Source organism: Synechococcus sp. A15-127 (assembly GCF_014280215.1).
Taxonomy (GTDB): Bacteria; Cyanobacteriota; Cyanobacteriia; order PCC-6307; family Cyanobiaceae; genus Parasynechococcus.
Genome location: NZ_CP047948.1, coordinates 732,928 through 747,508, shown reverse-complemented (window position 1 = coordinate 747,508; position 14,581 = coordinate 732,928). Strand labels below are relative to the sequence as shown.

Genomic DNA, 14,581 nt, shown 5'->3' with positions numbered 1-14,581 from the left:
CCTCTTGTGAAGGTCGCTGAATGACCACGACCCTGACGCGGCCGTCTGACGGCGAAGGCAGTGTGCAGGTCCATCAGGACCCCTCGATGAACATCCAGGAGGAAACCCTGGTGATCGCTGTCTACGGCAAGGGAGGCATCGGCAAATCCACCACGTCCTCCAATCTTTCAGCCGCTTTCTCGAAGCTGGGCAAACGGGTGCTGCAGATCGGTTGCGATCCGAAGCACGACAGCACGTTCACCCTCACCCACAAGATGGTGCCGACGGTGATCGACATTCTCGAGGAGGTGGACTTCCACAGCGAGGAGCTGCGTCCGGAGGACTTCGTGTTCACCGGCTTCAACGGCGTTCAGTGCGTGGAGAGCGGCGGCCCTCCGGCGGGCACCGGATGCGGTGGCTACGTCACCGGCCAGACAGTGAAGCTGCTCAAGGAGCACCACCTGCTGGAAGACACCGATGTGGTGATCTTCGATGTGCTCGGCGATGTGGTGTGCGGCGGATTCGCGGCACCGCTGCAGCACGCCAATTACTGCCTGATCGTGACGGCGAACGACTTCGATTCGATCTTCGCGATGAACCGGATCGTGCAGGCGATCCAGGCCAAGGCCAAGAACTACAAAGTGCGGCTGGGCGGTGTCGTCGCCAATCGCTCCGCAGACACCGATCAGATCGACAAGTTCAATGCCCGCACCGGCCTGCGCACGATGGCCCACTTCAAGGATGTGGATGCCATCCGCCGCTCACGGCTGAAGAAGTGCACCATCTTCGAAATGGACGATGACGACGAAGCGGTGCAGGCGGTGCGCCGGGAGTACCTGCGCCTGGCCCAGAACATGCTGGAGAACGTGGAACCCCTGGAAGCCATATCCCTGAAAGATCGAGAGATCTTCGACCTGCTGGGCTTCGACTGATCAACCGGCGGGATCAGAGCCCGACCAGCTGCAGCGACAGATCCCAGACGCGCCGCGCCGTGTCGGGATCGGTGGCCTTGTCAGACAGTTCCTGACTGAACTGCTGACCGTCCTTGCTCTGACGGTTACCCCAGCTCCAGTGCACACCGGACTCTGCGAAATCCGGATCCGCCACCACCTGGGCCACCCGCTCACCCGCCAAGGCCTGGGACACGTAGCCGCCGGTGATGTTCTTCTGAAACCAAGGGAAGATCGTCTGAAAGGCCTTCGGGGTGTTGCGGAACAGCGGCGTATCGGCAACACAGCCCGGATACAGCGACGTGAAGGTGATGCCCGTCTCCCCGTGCAGGCGCCGATGCAGCTCCTGAGTGGTGATCATGTTGCAGAGCTTGCTGTCCTTGTAGGCCTTGCCTGGCTTGAACGGTTTGCCGCTGGCCATGCTGATCGGCTCCAGGAAGCCCGCCTCAAAACCGGAGAGATCACCGAGATCCGCGGGTGCGGGGATCGGGATCTTGCCACCTAGCTCCTTGGAGTTGGCCGTCACCGTGCCGAGGATCACGACGCGCCTGGACGGGTGGCTCGACGCCCTGATCCGATCCAACAGCAACTGAACCAACAGGAAATGGCCGAAGTGATTGGTGGCCATCGAGATCTCATAACCCTGCGGAGAACGCTCCGGCTGCTTCAGCTTCGGCTTGTACACCGCGGCATTGCAGACCAGCGCATCCACTCCTCCGGGGAGCTTCTCCATCGCCGAACGGACGCTGTTCAGATCACCCAGATCCATCAGCACATGCTGTAGACGGTCCTTGGGTATCTCCATTTCATCGGCAGCACCAGCCGCTCTCTGGGGACTGCGGTTGGCGGTGATCACCGTCCAGCCCCGTTCCACGAGGGCCTTGGTGGCGTTGAGACCGACCCCAGAGGTGGTGCCGGTGATCAGAACGGTGCCAGGAGTTCCCATCGCTGCTGCCCCTCAGAAGCGATCAGTCTGCAGTGTTGAGCGCATGTCCAGCCAAAGGCGACAGGATTCTCAGCGCCAGATCACACGCAGACGGTTGGGGGCGATCCACTGGTCATGTTCACCGATCAGGCGCTCTTCACCGCCGATGCTGAACAGACGGTCGAAGCGTTGCTGCAGCGATTCCAGCTTGGCGGTTTCAACGGTCACCACAGCATTGATTTCGCCGTGCCGTTCCAGCCTCTCCTGATACGCCATCGACAGACGAACCAGGCTGACGCAGCCCAGCAGAACGAATCCGAGCTTCACCGCAAGCGCCAGAACACTGCATTGCAGCTCTCGGCGGTCGTTCTGACGCTGGATGACAGACGCCAGCGTTGCGGCATCAACCGGACGACTGGCTGGTGGTGGAGCAGTTGACGAAGCCAACTGACAGGGTCAGCTGTTCGTTTGTAACGCAGCGAACCATTGCTGCCAAGCCCCACCGCAACAGAACGGGGATCAGGCCTCGTACAGGCTGATGGAGAGGCGCAAAGCGAGCACCGCAGCGTGGGCAGCCACCACAAGGGCGATGAAGATCTCTGGCGAGGTCAGGGCGCTGGCCATGGGTGCAGTCCGGGGAAACCGTCCCATTGTTCTTCAGAGAGACGGCTGCACGCCATCATTCGCAAAGGCCTGTCACACCTCACCATGGAATCTGTCCAGATCGATGCCGATGCGATCCGTCGTCTCGATCTCACGCCACTGCAACCGTGGGCAGCCAGATCTCTGGGGGAGGTGCTCACCCAGGGGGCGACCCTGGAGCTGAGCTTCGACTGGCCTCGCCAGGCCGACGACCCGAGAGAGCTGGCGGAATGCCCCGAACCGCGGCTGTGGGCGCTGAGGGCTGACGCCCGCCACCCCTGGCTGCCGTTGGTGCTGGAGCGGGATCAAGGCAGCCTGGTCCGTCACGTGGCCATGGTGGTCCCCCACCGGTTCAGCCGCACCGATGGACTGCGCTTCGAGCCCGAAGCCCTGGAGCTCTGGATCACCCATCGTCTGATGCAGCTGGACGATCTCTGCAGCCAGAACCTGGGACGATCGATGCGGGGCAACCTGTCCCAGATGGCCGCCTCCCTCGGCTACGAGCTGGATGCCGGCTTCTGGACTCTGCTGGACGGAACCGTCAGCTGAGCACCAGATGCAGGGCCCGCCGACAGCTGTCGATCGCCAGCACGATCGCAAGACCCCGCAGCAGCCGCACCAGCAGCAGCGCATCGAATTGATCCAGGCGGCTCGCGGTCCAGCGGGCGGCGATCGCCGCCACCCCCCCCAGGAGCAGTCCCATCACCGGCACCCCACGCCCCTCATGCAGAAACTGCAGCGACGCGGCCGAGGCGGAGCAGAACACCGCCACGGTGCTGAGACGCACCGCCTGGTGGATCGGAACCCCGAACGGACCGTTCATCAGCGGCACCATTACCAGTCCTCCCCCCAGCCCCAGCATTCCGGCGGTCCAGCCGGCGATGCTGCCGGTTCCGGCGAGCTTTAGCGCCTTGGCATCGAGGTCGACCTCCTCCGTTTCCTGTTCAGGCCGCGGTCGCACGGTGAACGCCAGCACGACGTACATCACGGTCTGCATGGCCAGCAGCACCCAGCCCGATGCCCAGCCGGCCAGTCCTCCGAACACCAGGGCTGAACCGAAGGCCGCCAGACCAATGGACAGACCGGATCGCCAGGGCAGGCTGTCGCCTCTCAGGTGCGTGATGGTGCCGGCCAGAGCCGTGGGCACGATGGCGAAACTGCTGGTGGCCAGGGCCTGATGGGGCGGCAGATCCAGCCAGAGCAGCAGGGGCGCGAAGATCAGACCGCCGCCGATTCCCAGCAGACCGGCCAGCCCTCCGGCGAACAGTCCCAGAGCGATGAGCAGGGGATAGTCCCACCAGGGCAGCACGGCTTCAGCGAGAACATGATCACCAGCATGACGAGCGATGCTCCACGGGGGCGCCTGCTGCCGATGCTTTGCGCCGACGGTCCCTGGCAGATGGCCCTCGATCAGATGCTGCTGGAACAGACGGACCCGGCGCCGGTGCTGCGGTTCTACCGCTGGTCAGGGGCATGGCTCTCCCTGGGCCGTCACCAGCGGCAATGGCCGGATCACTGGCGTGACCTGGCCGCGGAAGGTCATCTCTCGATCGTGAGGCGCCCCAGTGGAGGCCAGGCGGTTCTCCATGCCGGAGGACTCACCTATGCCTTGATATGGCCCGGAGCTCCCCGCCAGCGCCGTCAGGCCTATCGGGAGGCCTGCCACTGGCTGATCGAAGGTTTCCGGTCGCTGGGGGATGAGCTGCGCTTCGGTGACGAAGTTGCCACGGGGGAGGACGCGAACTGCTTCGCGCGCTCCACCGTGGCCGATCTGGTGGATGGCCGCGGCATCAAGCGCATCGGCAGTGCCCAGCGCTGGCAGAAGGGCCGTCTGCTGCAGCACGGCGAGATCCTGCTCGACCCTCCGGTGGAGCTATGGCATGCGGTGTTCCGGGAAACCACTCCGGCTCCGGCGGAGGCGGCCATCCCACGGCGAGGACTGGAGCAGCATCTGTTCCGAGCCCTGCAAAGGCAGTGGCCGGAGCTGGGCTGGAGCGAGCAACCACTCACGACGGTGGAGCGTCAGGAGCTGGAGCGGCGGGTCTCCGTCTCGGCAGCCTGCATCGACTCCACCACCTGAGGCAGCATCGCCAGGCCCATGGGGTAGCCGTTCTGCTTGCGGGCCTCCTCCAGGATCGGTGGCGGCAGCCGCACCCCCAGTTTCTGAAGCACCGCTTCGCCCACATCCATGCGGTCGATCGTGCCCGAGGGAAGACCAGCGGGACCGAACACCAGAAGACGCCCCTGACTGGATTGCTCCAGGGCCTCGATCGCTTGCCAGAGCGGCTCGCGATCGTGAATGGAAGGGAGCTCCTCCAGAGGGCGCAGATGGTCCTCCAGGCGCTGACGGTCCCACTGCTGCACCGGCAGGTCCCGCAGCGGCTGATCATCCACCCATCCGATCCAGCGACCGCCGCGGCAGATCAGCACCCAGTCATCCCCGCGGCCGCCTTCGGACTCCCGCAGACGCATGCTGCTGAGCTGGCGCAGGCTCTGATCCGACTCCAGCACCCGAAAACGACGGCCGGCTGCATCCGACACCTTGAGATCCTGAAGCACCTTCTGAAGCACCAGCATCTGGGCCTGGCCCCGGTTGGCACCGAGACCGAACCAGCCGATCAGCATCAGGAACACACCCGAAAAACCGCCCCCGCGCACGAGCAGCAGCACGCCCATCACGATCAGAAGCGTCGAAAGCGCTCGCCCGGAAGCGGAGGCCACCTGCATTCCGCGTTTCTGACTGCCGCTGAACTTCCAGACGAGAGCCTTGAGGATCTGACCGCCGTCCAGCGGCAGGCCGGGCAGAAGATTGAACAGGCCAAGCATCAGGTTGAGAGCGCCCAGCTGGGTCAGCACCATCGCCAGCAGCGGACGGCCTCCATCCAGGGACGGTGCGGAGAGCAACAGCCCCAGGGCCAGGATCAGACTCACCAGCGGGCCGGCGGCAGCGATGCGCAGACTTCCCATCGCCGTGTCGCAGTCACGTTCGATCCGAGCGATGCCGCCGAGGTGGAAAAGCGTGATGCTGCGGACCTTCACCCCCTCCCGCAGCGCCATCAGGGCATGGCCGAGCTCATGCAACAGAACGGAGAGAAACAGCAGAAGAGCCGTGAGCAGACCAAGCCCCCAGCTGGTGCCTGCTGCCACGGCAGGCGTGACTGTGGCAGCGAAACGCGACTGGAAGATCATGGTGAACAGCACCACGGACACAAGCCAGCTGGGCTGAATGAACAGGGGAATCCCTCGGATTTTCAGAAGTTGCCAGCCCTCTCCCAAAACGGCCTTCCCAGGGTGTCGCCGCGGCGACGGATGTCCCCGATCCTAAAGAGAGTGAACAGCACGACTTTTGCCTGAGCAGCAGACGCCACAACCGGCCCTCAAGATCTGCGGGCTCACGGAGACAGACCAGGCCCTGGCCATCGCTGCCATGGGGGTGGATGCGATCGGCGTGATCGGCGTCGCTGAAACGCCCCGCTTCGTTGAGGCCACGGCTCGACGCCATCTGTTCGAAGCCCTGGCCCGCAAGGCAGCCGGTGTGCAGCGCGTCTGGGTGGTGGCCGAGCCGGATGATGCCAGCCTTGCCGAGGCCCTGGCCGGTGAAGGAGCCCCCAGCGTGGTGCAGCTCCATGGAGACGAATCCCCGGAACGCTGCCAGTCTCTGAAACAGCGTTACCCGCGAGTGCAGTGGTGGAAGGCACTGCGGCTGCGGTCTTTCGCTGATCTGCAGAAGCTGAACCCGTACCTCGACCATGTCGATGCCCTGCTGCTCGATGCCTGGAGTCCGGGTCAGCTGGGAGGCACCGGTCATCGGTTGCCCCTGGACTGGCTGGCAGATACCGAGCTGCCGCTGCCCTGGTGGCTGGCCGGCGGCATCAGTGCCGAGTGGGTACCCGACCTGCTGAACCGGGTTCATCCTCATGGACTCGATGCCTCGAGCCGTCTGGAAACGGCCCCTGGCCGCAAGGATCTCAGCCGGGTCGAAGCCCTTGTGAAGGTCGTGCGGGAGCAACGCCGTTAGTTTTCAAGAACGCACGGTTTCACGATGGCCCGCTTGTCTCCTGTCTTCATGCTGGGCGCATCGCTGGCAGCGACCCTTCTCACCCAGAGCTCCGGGCAGGGTCAGGGGGTTCTGGTGGGTTGCAGGCTTGGAGCAACGCTGCAGTGTGTGCCGGGTCTCACGATGACTCCGCAGAAGCAGATCAAAGTGCTGAAGCAGCAGATCACCACAGACACCATCGCGGAGGGGATGGTGGAGCAGACCATCGAAGGATTGCGACAGTTCGACCTGACTGGTTCCGCCAGGGTCGGGGCTCGTCTGACGGCAGAACTGGACTTCGACCCCGATCAGTTCGATGCGGTTCAGGTGCATTGGTATCGCCAGCTGCCGGGCCAGAGGAACTGGCAACTGGTGGGGGAAGTGGATTCCCGCAGCTACCGGATTGGCTCAGGCGCACGAATGGGAACGTGATGGCCGTGGTGGCCATGCGTCCGAACGGTGGGGCGGTGATGCGCCACAGCAGCAATGTGATCGGACCGATCGGCAGTTGACCGCGCCCGGTGATCAGGAGCTCAGCAGAGCTTCCTGCTGACGCACGAGCTCGAAGAATTCCTGCTTCAGGCTCGGATCGTGGCGGAAGTCACCGCGGACCACAGAGTTCACCATGCTGGTCTGAGGCTCCTTCACACCGCGCCACTTCATGCAGTAGTGCTGAGCCTTGATGATGATGCCCAAGCCCTGGGGCTCACACAGCTTCTCGATTTCATCGGCCAGGATCATCACGGCCTCTTCCTGAATGTGAGGGCGGGAAAAGACCCAGTCGGCCACCCTTGTGAACTTGGACAGGCCGATCACCCGGGCACCGGGCTTGATGCCGATCCAGCAGTTGCCCATGATCGGGACCAGGTGATGGGAACAGGCGGATCGCACCGTGATCGGACCCACGGTGTAGATCTCGTCGAGCTGCTTCACATTCGGGAAGCTGGCGACCTTCGGCTGCTTGTGATAACGGCCCTTGAACACCTCATGGAGGTACATCTTCGCGACACGCTCAGCCGTCTCATGGGTGTTGTGATCGTTGTCGATGTCGATCACCAGACTGCGCAGCAGATCGCGAACCTTGTCTGCCACTTCAATCTGGAGCTCAGCCAGCTCACCGGGCTCGAGGTGGGCTGCGATGTTGTCATTGGCCAGGAACGAGACACCTCGCTCCTGGAGACGTTCACGAATGCAGGCTGAAACAGCCGGCTTGAGAATGTTGCTGATGCCGTTGGTCGTGGATCTGGCAAGTCCGTTGCCATTGCCGTTGCCGTTCTGGGCAGTGCCGTTGGAGACGAAAGGGACGGTGGAAGTCATGGGGTCTTCAGAAGGCGCCGATGGCCGGCATCAGGGTGAGGTCTTCGATAACCTGGTTGGTCGGTTGCTCGGCCAGATGCAGCAGGGCTTGGGCAGCCTGATCGATGCTGAGCATGGCACGACGATCGAAATCGCTTTGTACGGTTTCTGCATCCCACAGGGATGAATTCACCGCACCGAGGGTGAGGGTGCAGGCGCGAATGCCATGACAGCGTTCCTCTTCCGCCAGACAGCGGGTGAAACGCACCAGCGCAGCCTTGGTGACCGAGTAGGCCCCCCATTGGGGAAAGGCGTTGTGCGCGGCATGGCTGCTGACGTTGATCACCAGTCCTCCCTGCGCGCGCATGGCCGGAACCACGGCTGCGCAGACCTGCACGACACTGGTGAGATTGAGCTGCAGCAGCCACTGCCAGCGCTCGAGAGTCATGGCCAGAAGGTCGCCCGTGTAGGCAGCCCCGGCATTGTTCACCAGCACCGATGGTGCATCGCCCTGGCTCAGAAGGTTGCTCATCGCAGGTGCGATGGCAGCTGGATCGGTCAGATCGACCGCTTCAGCCACCACGGAACAGCCTGATTGGCTGAGAGCCGCGCGCAGATCTTCAAGCTGATCGCCGCTGCGAGCAGTGAGCATGAGATCCCAACCCTTGTGGGCGAGAAGCTCAGCTGCTCGGCGGCCGATTCCACGACTTGCTCCAGTGATCAGGGCCGTAGGCAAGTCGGGTTAGCAAACCGACACACCTTAAGCGGCAAAACGCGATTCGTGTGACGTTCCTTCAAAAAATTGCCCCATTGCTCGAAATTTGCTGTATCTGTGCGCCCTCAGATCGGCTTCGGAGAGGGTCAGCAGCTCATCCAGATGGCGATCGATGGCTGATCGAAGCGTCTGGCCTGCCTCCAGAGGCGCCCAGTTGTTGCCACCGGCAGGCTCGGGAAGCACCTCATCCACCAGGCCCAGCTTCAGCAGATCAGGTCCTGTGATCCGCAGCGCCTCCGCAGCGTCAGGCGCCTTGGCTGCATCCCGCCAGAGGATCGAGGCACAGGCTTCGGGGCTGGCAACGGTATAGACGCTGTGCTCGAACATGAGCAGGCGGTCGGCCACGCCGATCCCCAGCGCACCACCGGAGCCGCCTTCGCCGATGACGGTGGCGATCACGGGGACCCGCAGTCGGAACATTTCACGCAGATTCACAGCAATCGCCTCGCCTTGCCCCTGTTCCTCGGCCTGCAGGCCCGCGTAGGCGCCAGGAGTGTCGATGAAGGTGATCACCGGCAGACGGAACCGGTCGGCATGGTCCATCAGGCGCAGAGCCTTGCGGTATCCCCCCGGGGTGGCCATCCCGAAATTGCGGGCGACATTTTCCTTGGTGTCTCGACCCTTCTGGTGGCCGATCAGAACGACGGGCCGATCGCCGAGTCGACCCAGGCCACCCACAAGGGCCTGATCGTCATTGCCTCGACGGTCGCCGTGAAGTTCGACCCAGTCGTCACAGAACATCTGGATGAAGTCCAGAGTGCTGGGCCGGTGAGGGTGCCTGGCCACCTGAATCTTCTGAGAAGGCGACAGCGATTGGAAGATCTCCTGGCGGCGTTTCGCAGCGAGCGTCTCCAACTGATGCAGCTGCTGACTGACATCGACCTCCGAATCACGGGCCAGCTGACGGATCTGCTCGATCTGCTGCTCCAGCTCCACCAGGGGCTTCTCGAACTCAAGCAGGGGTCGGCGCGGCATGGTCAGGAAAGTGAGTGGGCGGCGACGTCAGGCGGCTGCGGCCTGAAGCCTGGACTGGAGATTGAGGGTGGAAAAGCCGTGACGGACAGACGCTGCTCCGATGAAATCCATCTTCTCCAGGGTGATGTTGTTACGTCCCCAGCTGAAGTTGGTGTGGCAGCGCTCGAACTCAAGCAGCATCGCCTCAGCGAAACAGGCGAACATCTGTCGCTGCGGTTTCTCCATTTCGGCGATTTCCATCATCGTCCAGCCGATGTCACGACAGAACTCGACGATGCCTCCCTTGAGAACGTGGATGCCTCCGCCGGCGACCTTCGCATCCAGATTCTTGGGATACCCCCCATCAATCATCAGACAGGGGCTGCGCAGGCTGTCCTGATCGATCTGAAGCGTGCGCGGCATGCTCGCCACCCAGACGACCACATCGGCTTCCGGCAGAGCTTCCTCCAGCGTGAGGATGCGACCGCCGCCGAGCTCCCTCTGGAGATCCATGAGCGGTTGCTGCTGACGGGCCACCAGCAGCAGCTCGCCGACTCCCGTTCTTGCGGACAGCCAGCGGCAGACGGCACTGCCGATATCGCCGGTGGCTCCCACCACCGCGACCTTGGCTGTGCTCAGGTCGATCCCGAGCGAAGGGGCGTTGTTCTCCACCTGACGGCAAATCACCCAGGCCGTGTGCGTGTTTCCTGTGGTGAACCGACGCCAGTCGAGGGTTGTGCTGCGAACGGTCTGGTTCTGCAGCAGGTTGAAGTTCTCGAAAATGATGGACGTGAACCCGCCGAGAGCAGTGATGGCGATGTCCTTCTTCTGAGCCAGCTCCATCGCGTTGAGCACCTTGCGACGCGCCGTCTTGAAACGGCTGAGCATCTCGGGCACGAAGCAGGAGTCGATGTAGGCACCCTCGATGGTGGTGCCGACGGGACTGGTGACCTGAACATGCTCCACCAGTTGAGGTGGGGCGCTGCACCAGACGTCGAGATCACCCTCCGCGATGTGATCGAAGCCGAGTTCCATCGCTTTGCGACGGGCAGCGTCAAAACTCGTCGAGTGTCCGATCAGACCAAACATGCAGCGCCCTAAATGTTCAGAGTTGAGCTGTCCCGACCGTCCATGCTCCCACGGCGCACCCAATCAGGGGAAAGGTGCCTGTGGAGAAACCGGAGAAGGACGCCGGTAAGAGATTCAGAGCGAGAGGGCTGCAGCGGCCATACGGGCAATATCCCTTGAGCTGAAACCGATCTCACTGAGGGCTTCGTTGTAGGCGATCAGGAAGTCCTCGATCAGATCCTCTTTTTCCATGTGCAGGACCGCGGCATCAGCTGCCACGTCCTCCAGCATCGAGCGGATCAGCGGCAGATTGGCCTTGTTGGCTTCGAACAATTCCTCTTTGCTGGCCTCAAAATTGGCTTTCAACCATTCCTGGCCGTAGTTGAGGTGGGTGTACTCATCCTTCACCACACCTTCGGTGATCTTGCGGGCGAAGGGATCCGCCACGGGGATATAGATGTGGTAAGCGGAGATCGCAAAAGCTTCGATCAGCAGGGCCTGGATCAGCAGGCAGGTGACAACCTTGCCCTCCTTCAGGGCACTCTGGAAGTTGCCGTGCAGGGGTTCGAAGAACTTGCGGGCGAACTCCATGTCCGCTTGCACACCCAGGTTGCGTCCACAGGATGTGAAGCCCTTCATGTGCTTCATCTCCATGCGGGCCAGGCGGGCCAGCTCCTCAGCCTGATCGGGGATCAGGGTGCCTAGCGAAATGTAATTGTCGTGAGCTTCCTGCTCTCCCTCGATCACGATCGCGTTGATCCGGCTGTACGCGTCCTTGTAGGCCTCTGTGGTGAAGTCCGGCAGTGCATCCTGACCCTCCATCACAGATGCCTCAGGTGCATTGAGGGTCGTCATAAAACGCTTCAGACCAGATTCGGTAGAACAGACAATAACCAGTGCCCCCGGTTCTGGAGACAAAGCCGTTCTCAGTTCACGACCCGGACACCCCGGTTGAAGCGGCGTTCAGAGGCGGCCAATCGCTTGCCAGCAGGGCCTTGAACTGCTTCAGCCAGTGCTCAACGAGGCGTTCCTCGAGGCGGACACCCAACTCCACAGAGGCCGATCGGCTGTCGCCAATGACGCCGCTGGCACTGAGATCACGGGCCAACCATGCACACGGAGCTGCCCCTTCCAGGCTCCAGTCCCCCGGGGCGGCTGGCGCCAGACCATCCACGGGACGCTCAGGCCCCACCAATTCCGGCGCCAGCCGGAGCATCAGGCTGGTCTCGGCCTCGGCAGCGTGAAGACCCTGCTCCAGTTCAGCCTCGGAAATCAATCCAGACAACCCGTCGACACCGCTCCAGAGGAAACAGGGCAGCACCGCCATCTGGGGACAGCGGACCCGTAGCTGACGAGCTGCCACCTGAAGCAGCGCGATCTGGCCGCCGTGGGCGTTGAACAGAACCAGACGCCTCACGCCCTGGTCCGCCAGCTGTTCACCCACCCGATCCACAAGCGCGATCAGCAGGTCCGCCGGCAGGCTCAAGGTGCCGGGGAACGACGCATGCTCCGGGGAGAATCCGATCGCCTGGACCGGCAACCGCCAGATGGGAAGCAGAGGATCCAGACCCAGCAGCACCGCATCGAGAATCCGCTCAGCGAACAGGGCATCGGTGGCCAGCGGCAGCTGCGGTCCGTGCTGTTCAAAGGCACCCAAAGGCCAGACCACGGTGGCTCCCGGTTGCTGCATGGCTGCAGCCGCGGCCGGCCAGCTGAGGTGATCGAATCGGCAGTCCCGAGGCGGCATCGTCATCCGGAGACGCAGTTCAATCCCAGATTGGCTGTCAGAATGGTTGTTTGACGAACCTTCGGGTCCATGGCCGAAGCCGGCAGTCCGCAGCCCAACAGACCGAGTGCACCGAAGCCGGCCGCAGACCCCAATCGCAAACCACCGCAGGTGATGCAGATCAACCGGCGGCAGGAGCAGCTCCAGAGGGAAGCCGCGGAAGCACGGGCCGCCGCGGAAGCGGCCGCAGAGAAGGCACGGAAGCTGGAGGAGGCCGCCGGTCTGGCCAGTCCGCCTCCGCGGGATCAGGAGCGGCGGAGGCCGGAGCAGAGCAAAGCGATCCCAGGCGAGGCGGATGAGGATCGCTTCGATCTGGGCGACATGGAAGGCATGACCATGGCCGACCTGCTGGGAGCCCCCGATCAGGAGCGCAAGAAGCCGCAGGAGGAACGCAATACCCCGCGCAGCGTTGATGACTTCGACTTCGATGAGGAAGCCTTCCTCGCCGCTCTCGACGAGAACGCACCGGTGGGCACGACCGGCGAAGTGATCACCGGAAAGGTGATCGGGCTGGAGAGCGACGGTGTCTACGTCGACATCGGCGGCAAGGCCCCCGGTTTCATGCCCAAGAGCGAAGCCGGGCTCGGGGTGATCACCAACTTCCGGGAACGCTTTCCCAAGGGGCTCGAGGTGGAGGTGCTCGTCACCAGGGAACAGAACGCCGACGGAATGGTCACCATCAGCTGCCGGGCCCTGGCTCTGCGCAAGAGCTGGGAGCGCGTCAAGGAGATGGAGAAGCAGGGCAAGGTCGTCCAGGTGATCGTCAACGGGTTCAACCGCGGTGGTGTCACCTGCGATCTCGAGGGTCTGCGCGGATTCATCCCCCGCTCGCAGCTTCAGGACGGGGAGAACCATCAGGAGCTGGTCGGCAAGACCCTCGGCGTGGCATTCCTTGAGGTGAACTCGGAGACCCGCAAACTCGTGCTCTCGGAGAAGCGCGCTGCCGTTGCGGCCCGCTTCTCCGAACTGGAGGTGGGCCAGCTGGTGGAAGGTCAGGTGGCATCGGTGAAGCCGTACGGTCTGTTCATCGACCTGGGGGGCATCAGTGGCCTGCTGCACCAATCGATGATCACCAACGGCAGCCTGCGCTCGATCCGGGAGGTCTTTGACCAGGGCGATCGCGTGAAGGCGATGATCACGGAATTGGACCCCGGCCGCGGCCGCATCGGTCTGAACACCGCCCTGCTGGAAGGGCCTCCGGGTGAACTGCTTGTGGAGAAGGACAAAGTGATGGCGGAAGCGGCCGATCGCGCCTCCCGCGCCCAGAACATGCTGAAGAAACAGGAACAGGACGCTGGATGACGTCTGCCGACTGGGAGCTGGACTTCTACTCCAGGCCGATCCTGGAGCCTGACGGACGCAAGCGCTGGGAGCTGTTGATCACCTCCACACCGACCCTGTCGGACCCGATCGCTCCGTTCCGGTTCATCAAGTGCTGTCCCTCCGGTGAGGTGAATTCCCTCTGGCTCACCCAGGCCCTGCAGGAAGCGGGTGCTGCCGCCGAGGACGCCGGCTGGAGTGCCCCCCAGCGTCTGCGCTGCTGGCGCAGCTCCATGCGCACGATGGTGCAGCGGGCCGCTGCCGAACTCAGCCTTGAGGTGATCCCGAGTCGACGCACCTATGCGCTGCTGGACTGGCTGCAGCAGCGGCAGCGGGAGGTCTACCCCAGCCTCGAGGGATTCATGGCCGGACCGCTGGCTCCGCCCCCCGCCCCGGTTCCGACCCCACCGGTCCCCCTCCCGGAGGAAGTGCAGGGGGATGCATGGTCCTGGGCGGCACTCCCTGGCGGGCTGCTGCAGGAGGCAGGCGAATGGCCCATGGGGTTCAGCGGCCTGATTCCAATGCCGCCGGACCTCTCCTCCGAGGCACCGGTGCCGGGATTGCGCTTGTTCAGCCGCAGCCGCGCTCTTGCGATGGCTGGATGGCTTGGAGGACTCGAACCGGTGCGACTGCTCGTGGAGGAGCGGCAGCTGCTGCTGGAGGCCGGTCAGGACGATCGCTGGCTGGTCAGCGAGCTGGAATCCGGAGCCGCCGATGCGATCGAGACGGCCCTTCGCGAATCCAGCGAACACATGCACGGGCTGCAGTTCATCGCCATCCAGAGCAGTCCGGAGGAGCAATCGTTCGCCGGCTTCTGGATGATGCGGGACATCACCATCAGCTAGACAGC

The 14,581-nt window shown here is 63.4% G+C and carries 18 protein-coding genes; 7 read left to right on the top strand and 11 right to left on the bottom strand.

Annotation, left to right across the window (positions count from 1 at the left end):
- The first annotated feature begins 20 nt into the window (after positions 1 to 20).
- Positions 21 to 911 carry a ferredoxin:protochlorophyllide reductase (ATP-dependent) iron-sulfur ATP-binding protein gene (gene bchL, locus SynA15127_RS03795; protein ID WP_186485065.1) on the top strand — a complete coding sequence of 297 codons (891 nt, stop codon included), beginning with the start codon at positions 21 to 23 and terminating at the stop codon, positions 909 to 911.
- 13 nt (positions 912 to 924) lie between these two features.
- Here the strand turns inward: bchL and SynA15127_RS03790 are convergent, their stop codons facing one another.
- The 3 genes from SynA15127_RS03790 to psaM all read right to left on the bottom strand — a co-directional run bounded on the left by SynA15127_RS03790 (position 925) and on the right by psaM (position 2,478).
- On the bottom strand, positions 925 to 1,875 hold the full coding sequence (locus SynA15127_RS03790) for a protochlorophyllide reductase (protein ID WP_186485064.1): 951 nt from the start codon (positions 1,873 to 1,875) through the stop codon (positions 925 to 927).
- A gap of 69 nt (positions 1,876 to 1,944) precedes the next feature.
- The gene (locus SynA15127_RS03785) at positions 1,945 to 2,301 is read right to left on the bottom strand and encodes a hypothetical protein (RefSeq protein WP_255475566.1); all 357 of its coding nucleotides are present in this window, start codon (positions 2,299 to 2,301) and stop codon (positions 1,945 to 1,947) included.
- 72 nt (positions 2,302 to 2,373) lie between these two features.
- On the bottom strand, positions 2,374 to 2,478 hold the full coding sequence (gene psaM / locus SynA15127_RS03780) for a photosystem I reaction center subunit XII (protein ID WP_071839743.1): 105 nt from the start codon (positions 2,476 to 2,478) through the stop codon (positions 2,374 to 2,376).
- An 84-nt stretch (positions 2,479 to 2,562) separates the two neighbouring features.
- On the opposite strand from psaM, the gene SynA15127_RS03775 reads away from it, so the two are divergent.
- Positions 2,563 to 3,045: a CRR6 family NdhI maturation factor gene (locus tag SynA15127_RS03775; RefSeq protein WP_186485063.1), complete on the top strand. Its 483-nt coding sequence runs from the start codon at positions 2,563 to 2,565 to the stop codon at positions 3,043 to 3,045.
- Here SynA15127_RS03775 and SynA15127_RS03770 read toward each other — a convergent pair.
- Positions 3,038 to 3,805 (bottom strand): sulfite exporter TauE/SafE family protein, encoded by a 768-nt coding sequence (locus tag SynA15127_RS03770; RefSeq protein ID WP_186485062.1) that lies wholly within the window; start codon positions 3,803 to 3,805, stop codon positions 3,038 to 3,040. The two genes, SynA15127_RS03775 and SynA15127_RS03770, sit on opposite strands and share 8 nt — an antisense overlap.
- A gap of 27 nt (positions 3,806 to 3,832) precedes the next feature.
- Here SynA15127_RS03770 and SynA15127_RS03765 point away from each other — a divergent pair, with 27 nt between their 5' ends.
- Complete coding sequence (locus tag SynA15127_RS03765) at positions 3,833 to 4,576, top strand: lipoate--protein ligase family protein (protein WP_255475565.1); 744 nt, start codon at positions 3,833 to 3,835, stop codon at positions 4,574 to 4,576.
- Here the strand turns inward: SynA15127_RS03765 and SynA15127_RS03760 are convergent.
- Positions 4,519 to 5,772: a site-2 protease family protein gene (locus SynA15127_RS03760; RefSeq protein WP_186485060.1), complete on the bottom strand. Its 1,254-nt coding sequence runs from the start codon at positions 5,770 to 5,772 to the stop codon at positions 4,519 to 4,521. The genes SynA15127_RS03765 and SynA15127_RS03760 overlap by 58 nt on opposite strands.
- A gap of 70 nt (positions 5,773 to 5,842) precedes the next feature.
- On the opposite strand from SynA15127_RS03760, the gene SynA15127_RS03755 reads away from it, so the two are divergent.
- A complete protein-coding gene (locus SynA15127_RS03755) occupies positions 5,843 to 6,514 on the top strand; it encodes a phosphoribosylanthranilate isomerase (protein WP_186485059.1) in 672 nt (223 codons plus the stop codon).
- Between the two features lie 48 nt (positions 6,515 to 6,562).
- Positions 6,563 to 6,964 (top strand): hypothetical protein, encoded by a 402-nt coding sequence (locus SynA15127_RS03750; protein WP_186485058.1) that lies wholly within the window; start codon positions 6,563 to 6,565, stop codon positions 6,962 to 6,964.
- A gap of 93 nt (positions 6,965 to 7,057) precedes the next feature.
- Here SynA15127_RS03750 and folE read toward each other — a convergent pair whose 3' ends face one another.
- The 6 genes from folE to SynA15127_RS03720 form a co-directional block, all read right to left on the bottom strand.
- The gene (gene folE / locus SynA15127_RS03745) at positions 7,058 to 7,849 is read right to left on the bottom strand and encodes a GTP cyclohydrolase I (RefSeq protein WP_186485057.1); all 792 of its coding nucleotides are present in this window, start codon (positions 7,847 to 7,849) and stop codon (positions 7,058 to 7,060) included.
- 7 nt (positions 7,850 to 7,856) lie between these two features.
- Positions 7,857 to 8,564 carry an SDR family oxidoreductase gene (locus tag SynA15127_RS03740; RefSeq protein WP_186485056.1) on the bottom strand — a complete coding sequence of 236 codons (708 nt, stop codon included), beginning with the start codon at positions 8,562 to 8,564 and terminating at the stop codon, positions 7,857 to 7,859.
- A gap of 24 nt (positions 8,565 to 8,588) precedes the next feature.
- Positions 8,589 to 9,578, bottom strand: coding sequence for an acetyl-CoA carboxylase carboxyltransferase subunit alpha (locus SynA15127_RS03735; RefSeq protein WP_186485055.1), 990 nt, complete (start codon positions 9,576 to 9,578; stop codon positions 8,589 to 8,591).
- 27 nt (positions 9,579 to 9,605) lie between these two features.
- The gene (locus SynA15127_RS03730) at positions 9,606 to 10,646 is read right to left on the bottom strand and encodes a long-chain acyl-[acyl-carrier-protein] reductase (RefSeq protein ID WP_186485054.1); all 1,041 of its coding nucleotides are present in this window, start codon (positions 10,644 to 10,646) and stop codon (positions 9,606 to 9,608) included.
- Positions 10,647 to 10,760: 114 nt separating this feature from the next.
- Complete coding sequence (locus SynA15127_RS03725) at positions 10,761 to 11,480, bottom strand: aldehyde oxygenase (deformylating) (RefSeq protein WP_186485053.1); 720 nt, start codon at positions 11,478 to 11,480, stop codon at positions 10,761 to 10,763.
- Between the two features lie 76 nt (positions 11,481 to 11,556).
- On the bottom strand, positions 11,557 to 12,378 hold the full coding sequence (locus SynA15127_RS03720) for a creatininase family protein (protein WP_370594015.1): 822 nt from the start codon (positions 12,376 to 12,378) through the stop codon (positions 11,557 to 11,559).
- A 63-nt stretch (positions 12,379 to 12,441) separates the two neighbouring features.
- Between SynA15127_RS03720 and SynA15127_RS03715 the strand changes: the two genes are divergently transcribed.
- Both SynA15127_RS03715 and SynA15127_RS03710 read left to right on the top strand, forming a co-directional pair.
- Positions 12,442 to 13,713, top strand: a complete 1,272-nt coding sequence (locus SynA15127_RS03715; protein ID WP_186485052.1) for a S1 RNA-binding domain-containing protein — start codon at positions 12,442 to 12,444, stop codon at positions 13,711 to 13,713.
- Positions 13,710 to 14,576, top strand: a complete 867-nt coding sequence (locus SynA15127_RS03710) for a Tab2 family RNA-binding protein (protein WP_186485051.1) — start codon at positions 13,710 to 13,712, stop codon at positions 14,574 to 14,576. The genes SynA15127_RS03715 and SynA15127_RS03710 overlap by 4 nt, the downstream gene beginning before the upstream one ends.
- Positions 14,577 to 14,581: the final 5 nt, after the last annotated feature.

What these genes read in the sequence shown, in the direction of transcription:
- bchL (WP_186485065.1), top strand. Translation starts at nt 21, where the DNA reads ATGACCACGACCCTGACGCGGCCGTCTGACGGCGAAGGCAGTGTGCAG.
- SynA15127_RS03790 (WP_186485064.1), bottom strand. Translation starts at nt 1,875, where the DNA reads ATGGGAACTCCTGGCACCGTTCTGATCACCGGCACCACCTCTGGGGTC.
- psaM (WP_071839743.1), bottom strand. Translation starts at nt 2,478, where the DNA reads ATGGCCAGCGCCCTGACCTCGCCAGAGATCTTCATCGCCCTTGTGGTG.
- SynA15127_RS03775 (WP_186485063.1), top strand. Translation starts at nt 2,563, where the DNA reads ATGGAATCTGTCCAGATCGATGCCGATGCGATCCGTCGTCTCGATCTC.
- SynA15127_RS03765 (WP_255475565.1), top strand. Translation starts at nt 3,833, where the DNA reads ATGACGAGCGATGCTCCACGGGGGCGCCTGCTGCCGATGCTTTGCGCC.
- SynA15127_RS03750 (WP_186485058.1), top strand. Translation starts at nt 6,563, where the DNA reads ATGCTGGGCGCATCGCTGGCAGCGACCCTTCTCACCCAGAGCTCCGGG.
- folE (WP_186485057.1), bottom strand. Translation starts at nt 7,849, where the DNA reads ATGACTTCCACCGTCCCTTTCGTCTCCAACGGCACTGCCCAGAACGGC.
- SynA15127_RS03735 (WP_186485055.1), bottom strand. Translation starts at nt 9,578, where the DNA reads ATGCCGCGCCGACCCCTGCTTGAGTTCGAGAAGCCCCTGGTGGAGCTG.
- SynA15127_RS03730 (WP_186485054.1), bottom strand. Translation starts at nt 10,646, where the DNA reads ATGTTTGGTCTGATCGGACACTCGACGAGTTTTGACGCTGCCCGTCGC.
- SynA15127_RS03725 (WP_186485053.1), bottom strand. Translation starts at nt 11,480, where the DNA reads ATGACGACCCTCAATGCACCTGAGGCATCTGTGATGGAGGGTCAGGAT.
- SynA15127_RS03720 (WP_370594015.1), bottom strand. Translation starts at nt 12,378, where the DNA reads ATGACGATGCCGCCTCGGGACTGCCGATTCGATCACCTCAGCTGGCCG.
- SynA15127_RS03715 (WP_186485052.1), top strand. Translation starts at nt 12,442, where the DNA reads ATGGCCGAAGCCGGCAGTCCGCAGCCCAACAGACCGAGTGCACCGAAG.
- SynA15127_RS03710 (WP_186485051.1), top strand. Translation starts at nt 13,710, where the DNA reads ATGACGTCTGCCGACTGGGAGCTGGACTTCTACTCCAGGCCGATCCTG.